The following is an 8950-nucleotide window of genomic DNA, read 5'->3' as shown; positions in this document are numbered from 1 at the left end:
TTGGAGATTAACGACCGCGCGCTTTTTTGCCCGGTTTTTCTTCGAAGTTTATCAGGTAACTGATCCAGACATGATGCCCGCTCAAGTCGGGAATAACCGGTTTGTAGTGACGCGCAGCCAGCATAAGCCAAACAAAAAGAACGATGGCCATAGCGCATCGCTCTTTTTGTTTGGGATTCACTTGTTTTTTTATTGCTGCGTGGTCGCTGCAGTTGAATTAAACAGATCTTTAAATTGGCTGTCCTTGACTTGTACCTTTGCATCCTTAATCAGCTTCTTGATGACTTCGTCCTGAGACTTTTCTTTGCTGGAAAGGTACGCTTCTTTGACCGAAGATTTCAGATCTGCATAAGAATCTTTCTTGCCTTCAAGCTTGATAATATGGTAGCCGCCGTCTGTTGTTGATTTTACGAGCGGACTGAGTTCGCCAACTTTCAATTTCATTGCAGCTTCACTGAATTCAGGAACCATTGTTGATTGTTTGAACCAACCCAGTTCGCCGCCTTTTTCTTTTGAGCCTGGATCAATAGAATATTTTTTTGCTAATTTAGCAAAATCAGCGCCGCCTTTTAACTGTTTAAGAACGGATTGTGCTTCGTCTTTTTCCTTAATTAAAATGTGGCTGGCTTTCAGTTCAGTGAGTGATTCTTTGTTCTTATTGTAATAATCTTTAAGTCCCTCGTCCGTAACCTTAATGCCTGCCTGCTGTGCCTTAGTCATCATCAGTGAATCTTTGATTTGACGTCGGAACTGGGAGTCGGTGAGGTTATTCTGCTGCAATGCCTGTTTGAACTGATCATCAGTTGAGAAGCTTTTCTGTACGCTGTTGTATTTGTCGTCAACAGCTTTCTTAGAAACAGGATATTTTTTTTCAAGCAGTTTTTCATAAACCATATTTTGAAGAACCGATTCACCATTGGTCTTTTTCAGTTCGTTATAGAAATCTTCTTTTGTGATATTGCCACTCTTCGTTTTGACGATTGCGGCATTATCTCCGCCGTTCCCGCAAGCAGCGAGACTTGCAAGTACAATCATAGCGGCTGCTATCATGATCAGTTTTTTCACTATGTCCACTCCTATTTTAAATTGTTCCCTATTACCACAGTAGTTCGCAGCGATAGGTGCCGATCCGTCGCAAGAATCAACTTTTTTGAAGTCTTGTGTTTCTCAAATTGCTGACAATGTTCATTCTAACTGATCGGGCCCCCCATTGTCGAGTTTTGCAAAATAATGGCTTTTTTATTCCGGTCAGGGACACTATTCCTCTTTGCCGTTTGGAAAGTCGCTTAAATACGCTATAATAAATGAAGAAAAATGAAGAAAAGAGATGCTTTTCGAATGATCGTACACGATGATGATTATCGAAGCAGCCGAAAGGAGATCAAGCGTGTTTCGACAAGAACGTTCCAAACGAAAAGTTAATGCCTGGAAGATCGCATTTATTTTATTGCTTGCTATTGAGCTGGCTGCTGTGATTCTCGTTATGGGAAAGCTGACCAATGGCTTTTCTTCCTCTGATACGCCTGAGCCGCAAACAGATCGTACGAAAGGACAAGCAATTTTCACTGTTCAAGCAAACAAACAGCAGCTGGAAAACATGATTAATGATCAGATCGATTCGGGAGCAAACAAACGGTTGTCGTATCATGTTTCCATCGGGGAGCAGATCGTCTTAGAAGGAAAATACAAATTGCTGTTTACGGCCATTCCGTTTTCCCTGTCGTTTCAGCCAAAGGTAGCCGGTGGCGACATTATCTTAAAGGAAACCGCGGTGAAACTCGGCAACATCCCATTGCCGGATCAAGAAGTTCTGAGTTTCTTCAAAAGCGGATCGAACTTTCCCAAATGGGTGGTCATTCAGCCAAACAAACGGCAAATCTATATTAATTTGACACAGGTTGAGGTTCAAAAGAATCTTTATTTGCGCGCGAAAACGATTGATTTGCCAGATAATGATGTCAGCTTTAGTGTTCATCAGCTAAATAATAATTAATGATAACGGTTGCATTTTCGAATTGATTACGTGTTAGAATAGATGTGGCAGGAAATAATTTCTTATAACATTTGAATCAGAGATGGGGGGCTTTTCATTTGAGAACCTTTGCACAGAAACTGGAGAAGTACGCAGAATTAGCGGTAAAAGTCGGGGCCAATGTGCAGGAAGGACAAGAGGTCTTGCTGAAATCTCCAATTGACGCCGGTGAGCTTGCACGGCTTGTAGCCGAGAAAGCCTATCAAGCCGGTGCAAAACGTGTGTATTTTAACTGGACCGATGATCGTTTGGACCATCTGCGGCTCAAGTATGCAGCGGAAGACGTCATTGGCGACTATCCGGTTTGGAAGGCAAAGAAGCTTGAGGATCTCGTCAAACGTGGTGCTGCATGCATCGATATTCGAACAACAGGAATTGGAATAATGGACGGAATCGACCCAAAGAAAGCGGCTCTGGATCAAGAGACGATGTGGCGCGCGCTTAATACGTACTATGATTATCGCATGTCCGATCGCGTCAGCTGGACCATACTGATCTATCCAACCGTTGAATGGGCGAAAAAGCTTTTTCCTGGCAAAATTCGTGAATTGGCGGTTGCCGATTTATGGGAAGTTATTTTCAAAATGACGCGTGTTGATCGTGAGGACCCAATTGATGCATGGGAGAAACAGAAGCAGACACTTGCGAATAAAGTGGCTTTTCTCAATAAGAAAAAATATAAGCAACTGCATTACAAAGCGCCGGGCACGGATCTGAAAATTGCCTTTGATCCGGACTATCATTGGGACGGCGGGGCTGCCGTTAACAGTGCAGGCACCACATTTGTTCCAAATATTCCAACTGAAGAAGTGTATACATTACCGTTGAAAAGTGGAGTGAACGGAACGGTGATGGCCACACGTCCGCTTGTGTATGGCGGCAAGCTGATTGAAAATCTGTCGCTGACGTTTAAAGAAGGACGGATCATCAGCGTGAACGCTAAAGAAGGCGAGGAATTGCTGAACCATCTGATTGACACCGATGAAGGCGCACACTATCTCGGCGAGGTCGCATTAGTTCCTAATGATTCGCCAATCTCTCAGTCCGGACTGGTTTTCTATACGACCTTGTATGATGAGAATGCGTCTTGTCATTTAGCCATAGGCAAAGCGTATCCAACTTGTCTTGACGGAGGTACGAAAATGTCTGCTGAGGAATTGGCGGCGCACGGAGCAAACACAAGCCTAATCCATGTTGATTTTATGATCGGTTCCGATCAACTGGATATTGACGGTGAAAATCAAGAAGGAGAGTGGGAACCGGTCTTTCGTAACGGTGAATGGGCGTTTTAAGCGAAAAGAAAAAGATTCCGCATCCAAGGAAAAAGGAGCGGAATCTTTTTTTACTGGCTTACAGCGATGGCGGTGTTTGTTCTTCGCCTTCTTTTTTCTTAGGCGAATGTTCGGTCAGTTTATTGCTCAGTTTGTCCTTTGCCGATTCCAACTGAACCACATTGCTCTTAATCTTTGTCAGGTATGGCTGCACATCTTCTTTCCATTCCTGAAGCAGGTTGCCGATATCGGTGACTGCCGATTTGAGCACGGGCACGCTGTCATCTTTAAGGGCCATGACGCGGTCTTTGACAGCAGTCAAGTTGTTGGCCGCATCTTTAAGCGGCTGTTGAATCGAAGCAGCACGATCTTTAAGATCACTTCGGATTTCTTCGCCTCTTTTCGGAGTTGTGAGAAGAACAACTGTGCCACCGATAATGCCGCCAACTACTGCACCAATTGTGTATGAGAAAAATTTACCCATTGAGAATCACCTCTTCGCGAATAGTATACGTACCTTATTACCTCTATTATACCTCAGAGGTAGTTGTATATCACTTGAGAAGACATAGAAATGGGAAAATAGAAAAATAACTGGATTATTCGAAGCAAACAAAAATCTCCGCTTCTTGTTCAAGAAACGGAGATTTAATACGCAAATTAACGGGTAGTCGGTCGCGGTGCTGTATGAAGAAAGCCGCTGCGCTCGCCGATCTTGACAATGATCGGGTAAAGCACGGCAAAGAGTACTAAGTTGGCGAGCGCCGTCGGAAGTACCATCGTGACGAATAGTCCGCCGAAAGCTGCTGCATTCAAACCAGCAACAAGGATTGCTACTGTCAAGAATATCGTTCCGCTAAACGCGGTACCAAGACCGACGAGAACAACACCGAAAATGTACTTTGCTTTTGGCTGAAGGTGCCTTGCAATCAGGTAGAAGACTAAGAAAACAACGGTAGATGTAATCAACTTGTCAACAACATTCGGAATAAATCCACCTGGCATTGTAGTCGTTAATCCTGCTAAGATTCCGTCGACGAGTCCTATAATGAGAAAGCTCTTTGCATCAGCGAAAAGGAATAGAGATATAAAAAGCATCACTAATCCAAAATCGGATTTCATAGGGAATCCAGGGACTAACGCATGAAGTATCGTACCAATGGCAAGAAGCAAAGCAACAACAATCAAATTCTTCAGTTTCATTCTGATCTCTCCTCAACTAAGCTGATGATTCCTTCAACAGTGCCCCATGGCCTGCTGCAAGGTGTATCAATAATATACACGGATTAACCTGAAAATGCAATTCAAAGTTCAGAAATTTATACGATAATCGACCCTTAGTTCAATGCGTTTGCAATGGCCTGAGCGATCTCGGCACGGGCTTCATTAGAGTATTCATCCGTATGCGATTGAAAACTGAAGGAGAAGGTGTCCTCAGCGCCATAGCGCGGAATCAGATGAAGATGGTAGTGAAAAACGCTCTGTCCGGCAAGCTCGCTGTTATTATTCAGCAAATTCATACCGACCGGGTGGAAGGCCTTTTGAATTGCACGGGCAATCGCAGGCACTTTGCGAAACAGCTTTTCCGCAACAACCGGATCAAGATGAAAGATGTCTTTTGTATGAACCTTGGGAATAATTAACGTATGTCCTTTCGTTACCTGACCCAAATCAAGAAAGGCGTAAACGTTCTCATCCTCATAAACTTTGGCACTTGGAATTTCGCCATTAATAATTTTGCAGAAAATGCAATCTGATGCTTCACACATTAAAATCATCCTTTCTTTGCTTGTCCCTTTTTCCGTTTATTTTAGCACATTATGGAACGGTTTCATAAAGGAAATCAAGAGCGCTGCGGTGAATATAGTTATAGCGCACGTCAGTACAGTTACGTTACAATGAAGATGAGTAAACATTGCACAGGTTTGATTCACTCTCCTGAGATAGAAACGGAGGCACTTATGATCTATTTTTTAAGTTTGCTTGCACTAACTCTGAATCCATTTGTATGGAAAAAGAATATTAAGAACAAACGATTCATTGCGGCGCAGACCGGACGATTAGTTCTGGGGCTGCTGCTTGTGTTTCTCACAACTTATTTTGGATTGATTGACCACACGTGGCAGGCTTTTTTAAGCTATGGGTCCTTTTTCTGGGGATTCTTTCTGCTTCTTGATCTGATGTATCGGAAAGAAAAAACGGTTTTATTGAACGCGGCTGCCGGATTGCTGCTTCTGCTCTTTTTCGCCTATTTGCACTTTCTGTATCCGATGACGGTGACCAAGGCTAAGTATGATTTTGCCGCGGCAAAGACAACGATTGTCGCTCAACCCGAGGCGTCGATGGATGAGCAACATATACCGGTGGTACCGGAAAAATATGCACGTTATAAAAGTGAGAAGGTACTCGGGGAACTGTCCCATGTCTCCTATTATGAGCTCGGGCATACCTCGCTCCAAAAAATTGACGGACATCTTTATTGGGTCACACCAATTGAATACAGCGGCTTTTTTAAGTGGTTGAAAAGCCACAAGATTCCTGGCTATATCCGCATGAGTGCAGAAAACGAAAATGCGAACGCCGTCTTGGTAAAGAAAGCGATGACCTATGTCCCTTCCGCTTACTACTCCGAAAATCTGAAGCGCCTTGTGCGCGCGCAACATCAAACGCCAATCCTTTTCGATCCAAGTTTCGAACCGGACGAATCCGGCAAACCTTATTATGTCGTGGCCTATGGCTATTATCAGAAATTACGCCAGATTCCTGAGATCCAGGGCGTTTATGTCGTTGATCCACAAAATGGCAAAATTCGCAACTACAGCTTAAAGGAACTGCCCCATTTTATTGACCAGGCGATTCCATCAACCGTTGCTGAAGCGTGGAATACATGGTACGGCGAGAATATACACGGATTCTGGAACAAACTTTTTGCCCAAGAGGACATGAAAAGACCAACGGAATGGTCACAATCCGATGAAGTGAACGGCGTATTCGATCACAACCTTGAGCTAAACTGGTTCACCGATTTTACGCGGCCGAAATCAGGGAGCGGCGCGATGGTGGGCTACTCGATGCTGAACACGCGAACCGGAAAAATGACCTACTACGCCAGTGCCAATGGTCTGCTTAACGGGAAATCAGCAATGAACGTTGCAGAAAAGACCTTTAAACAGAATAAGTATGAAGCAGGAATACCGAATCTGTATACGATTTATGGTCAGGAAACTTGGGTCGTCCCTTTGATGGACAGCAATCATGTGTTGCGCGAGCTGATGCTGATTCATGGCAAAAATGAAAATGTCTATAGTGCAGAAACCGATAAGCGCACGTTGTTTGACAGTTATAAATACGCGCTTGCAACGAAGCTTGGTGATGATCACGCAGTACCGACTGATTCAGCGCTTCTAAAGAAATTGACTGGAAGCGTCACGCATGTATACAGATACTACGATGGAGAAGCGCATCAGACGGTGACGCAATTTATGGTCGACAGTAGTGAAAGGATTTTCACCGTTACATCCGGACAAAATCCGTACAGCGTCTTTCTGAAAGCTGGGGTTCAAGTATCCTTCCAGTATGTCGACACGAACGAACGCGTATCTGCGGTTAAAACCTTTCAAATAGAAGGGAAAAAATGAAAGAGGCGAGATTCTTGGATCATGTATTATCGGTAAAACAGCTCAACGGCGGTTATTCCCGCAAGCGGCCAATTCTCCATGACGTGTCCTTCAAAATGAAAGCGGGCGAACTTGTTGGGCTTGTTGGCCTGAACGGTGCCGGTAAAAGTACAACGATTAAACATATTCTTGGATTATTGGATCCATTCTCAGGCGAGATTCGCATCAACGGTCATACCATTCGCGAAGACAAAACGGCATATCGGAAAAGTATGGCGTACGTGCCTGAGCTTCCCGAACTGTATGAACAAATGACTTTGGAGGAACATTTGCAGCTGAGCGCAATGGCCTATCATCTGCCACAAGATGAATATGCCGAGCGCAGCAGTGCGCTACTTAAACTGTTTCATATGGAAAAGAAAAAGCACTGGTTTCCGATCCATTTTTCTAAAGGGATGCGGCAAAAAGTGATGATTATGTGTGCCTTTCTTGTGCGACCGGATCTCTATATTGTTGACGAACCTTTTGTCGGTCTCGATCCGCTCGGCATTCAATCGCTGCTCGATCTCATGACGGACATGAAGAAATCAGGTGCAGCAATCCTGATGTCGACACATATTTTGACCACTGCAGAGCAGTATTGCGATCGCTTTATTATTCTTCATGATGGGCGGATTGCCGTTCAAGGAACCCTTGATCAAATTCGCCGGCAGTTCGGGGATGTCAATGCCAACCTGCATGAAATCTATCTAGCCGTGGCGAGGGGCGAAACACAATGGATGCAATGAGCAAGCTGTGGGAGAAGAGACGGCGGGAGAGCTTTCAGATGCAGCTACGCTATTGGAATTTAATTGGTCGAAACAGCGGGTTGATGTTTTTTCTTTACGCGACGATTTTAATCGGTGGGTTCTATTACAAGAAATGGTTGGACACGCTTCCGCCTGATTTTCCTGGGGTTCTTGCGATTAGTGTGCTCGTGGCTCTGGCATGCGCGCATGCGCCGGTTCGAACGTTTAGCGCACGGGCAGATCTCGTGTTTCTATTGCCTGCCGAAGCGGAACTGGATCGCTATTTTCGGAAAGGCAGAAGATACAGCTTTGTGATGCAGAGCGCTTTTTTGCTCATGCTCTGGATCCTTTGTGCACCGCTGTACTTTCATACGACAGGATACGGAAATCAATCCTTTCTTATTGGGGCAGCTGCTCTGCTGCTGGTAAAGGGATGGAATATCGACTGCAGCTGGCAGGAACTGTTCATTAGGGATACACAGGTGTTGCGCTTTCTGAGGACAGGCTTAACGTTCTTCTGGATTTATTTTGTACTCAGTCACCAAGCGTGGTATGTGTCCGTTGTTTGTGCTGCTGTGATGGGATTCGTTTCTTACGGTTTGTTTCATCGTCAAGCGGGTTTCGGTTTGCTGAATTGGCGCAAATTGCTTGAAAGTGATCAGAGACAGGCCATGCAGTTCCTGCGGTTTGCTAATCTATTTACCGATGTGCCGCGATTGAGACGGCGCACGCATGCACGGCGCCTGATCAGCGGATTTTTTCCGGTTCGTCGCTTTGAGGGGAGAACCGTATTTGAACAAATTTTCATCAAAACCTTTCTTCGATCAGACGAGTATCTAGGCATGTACATGCGTCTGACGGTGATTGGGATTTTGCTTGGTTTCTTCCTGAACATTGGTCTTTTTTCGGTGTTTCTTGTGCTTTCGATCGTCTATTTAACCGGGCTGCAACTCGTGCCGCTATGGCAGCATCCCTTCCCGCAGGCGCTTGCCGGGTTGTATCCGCTCACCCATCAAGAAAAAAGCCGGCCGTTCGTACGGATGACTGCGCTCTTGCTGAGTGGGCAAAGTGTGATTGTCAGCGCAGCGACCGGATTCGGCACGCGCTCCTTTGTTGATTTTCTTGTCTTCTTATGCGCGGGAGTTGGTGTTAGTCTGCTGTTTTCTTTTGTGTATTTAGGAAAGCGGGTTCAGTTGGAGAATTAGAGAAATAAGAAAAACCAAGCTGTGCTTGGTCCTTAAA

The 8950-nt window shown here is 44.8% G+C and carries 10 protein-coding genes; 5 read left to right on the top strand and 5 right to left on the bottom strand.

Annotated features, from left to right (window positions below; translation table 11 throughout):
* Positions 1-7: 7 nt before the first annotated feature.
* Both SIN01_RS14910 and SIN01_RS00720 read right to left on the bottom strand, forming a co-directional pair.
* The gene (locus SIN01_RS14910) at positions 8-151 is read right to left on the bottom strand and encodes a hypothetical protein (protein ID WP_156994756.1); all 144 of its coding nucleotides are present in this window, start codon (positions 149-151) and stop codon (positions 8-10) included.
* Between the two features lie 38 nt (positions 152-189).
* Entirely contained in the window at positions 190-1065 is an 876-nt protein-coding gene (locus SIN01_RS00720) for a peptidylprolyl isomerase (protein WP_010024185.1), read from the bottom strand.
* A 322-nt stretch (positions 1066-1387) separates the two neighbouring features.
* Between SIN01_RS00720 and SIN01_RS00715 the strand changes: the two genes are divergently transcribed.
* Positions 1388-1993, top strand: a complete 606-nt coding sequence (locus tag SIN01_RS00715) for a YpmS family protein (protein WP_010024184.1) — start codon at positions 1388-1390, stop codon at positions 1991-1993.
* A gap of 98 nt (positions 1994-2091) precedes the next feature.
* Positions 2092-3324, top strand: a complete 1233-nt coding sequence (locus tag SIN01_RS00710) for an aminopeptidase (RefSeq protein WP_010024183.1) — start codon at positions 2092-2094, stop codon at positions 3322-3324.
* 58 nt (positions 3325-3382) lie between these two features.
* On the opposite strand, the gene SIN01_RS00705 is transcribed toward SIN01_RS00710, so the two are convergent.
* From SIN01_RS00705 to SIN01_RS00695, 3 genes are all read right to left on the bottom strand, one after another.
* Complete coding sequence (locus tag SIN01_RS00705) at positions 3383-3787, bottom strand: YtxH domain-containing protein (protein ID WP_010024181.1); 405 nt, start codon at positions 3785-3787, stop codon at positions 3383-3385.
* 176 nt (positions 3788-3963) lie between these two features.
* Positions 3964-4506, bottom strand: a complete 543-nt coding sequence (locus SIN01_RS00700) for a tryptophan transporter (RefSeq protein ID WP_010024180.1) — start codon at positions 4504-4506, stop codon at positions 3964-3966.
* A gap of 134 nt (positions 4507-4640) precedes the next feature.
* On the bottom strand, positions 4641-5072 hold the full coding sequence (locus tag SIN01_RS00695) for an HIT family protein (RefSeq protein ID WP_010024179.1): 432 nt from the start codon (positions 5070-5072) through the stop codon (positions 4641-4643).
* Positions 5073-5264: 192 nt separating this feature from the next.
* On the opposite strand from SIN01_RS00695, the gene SIN01_RS00690 reads away from it, so the two are divergent.
* From SIN01_RS00690 to SIN01_RS00680, 3 genes are read left to right on the top strand one after another with little or no spacing between them, the layout of a single operon-like run.
* Positions 5265-6941, top strand: coding sequence for a hypothetical protein (locus SIN01_RS00690; protein WP_010024178.1), 1677 nt, complete (start codon positions 5265-5267; stop codon positions 6939-6941).
* Positions 6938-7708 (top strand): ABC transporter ATP-binding protein, encoded by a 771-nt coding sequence (locus SIN01_RS00685; protein WP_010024177.1) that lies wholly within the window; start codon positions 6938-6940, stop codon positions 7706-7708. Before SIN01_RS00690 ends, SIN01_RS00685 begins: the two co-directional genes overlap by 4 nt.
* A complete protein-coding gene (locus tag SIN01_RS00680; protein WP_010024175.1) occupies positions 7696-8913 on the top strand; it encodes an ABC transporter permease in 1218 nt (405 codons plus the stop codon). Before SIN01_RS00685 ends, SIN01_RS00680 begins: the two co-directional genes overlap by 13 nt.
* Positions 8914-8950 lie beyond the last annotated feature (37 nt).

This window comes from Sporolactobacillus inulinus, assembly GCF_006539285.1.
GTDB classification, from domain to species: domain Bacteria; phylum Bacillota; class Bacilli; order Bacillales; family Sporolactobacillaceae; genus Sporolactobacillus; species Sporolactobacillus inulinus.
This window is presented reverse-complemented; position numbering and strand designations above follow the sequence as displayed.

Excerpts from the sequence above, each read along its gene's own strand:
- SIN01_RS00705 (WP_010024181.1), bottom strand. The coding sequence starts at position 3,787 with ATGGGTAAATTTTTCTCATACACAATTGGTGCAGTAGTTGGCGGCATT.
- SIN01_RS00695 (WP_010024179.1), bottom strand. The coding sequence starts at position 5,072 with ATGTGTGAAGCATCAGATTGCATTTTCTGCAAAATTATTAATGGCGAA.
- SIN01_RS00680 (WP_010024175.1), top strand. The coding sequence starts at position 7,696 with ATGGATGCAATGAGCAAGCTGTGGGAGAAGAGACGGCGGGAGAGCTTT.
- SIN01_RS00690 (WP_010024178.1), top strand. The coding sequence starts at position 5,265 with ATGATCTATTTTTTAAGTTTGCTTGCACTAACTCTGAATCCATTTGTA.
- SIN01_RS00685 (WP_010024177.1), top strand. The coding sequence starts at position 6,938 with ATGAAAGAGGCGAGATTCTTGGATCATGTATTATCGGTAAAACAGCTC.
- SIN01_RS14910 (WP_156994756.1), bottom strand. The coding sequence starts at position 151 with ATGGCCATCGTTCTTTTTGTTTGGCTTATGCTGGCTGCGCGTCACTAC.
- SIN01_RS00700 (WP_010024180.1), bottom strand. The coding sequence starts at position 4,506 with ATGAAACTGAAGAATTTGATTGTTGTTGCTTTGCTTCTTGCCATTGGT.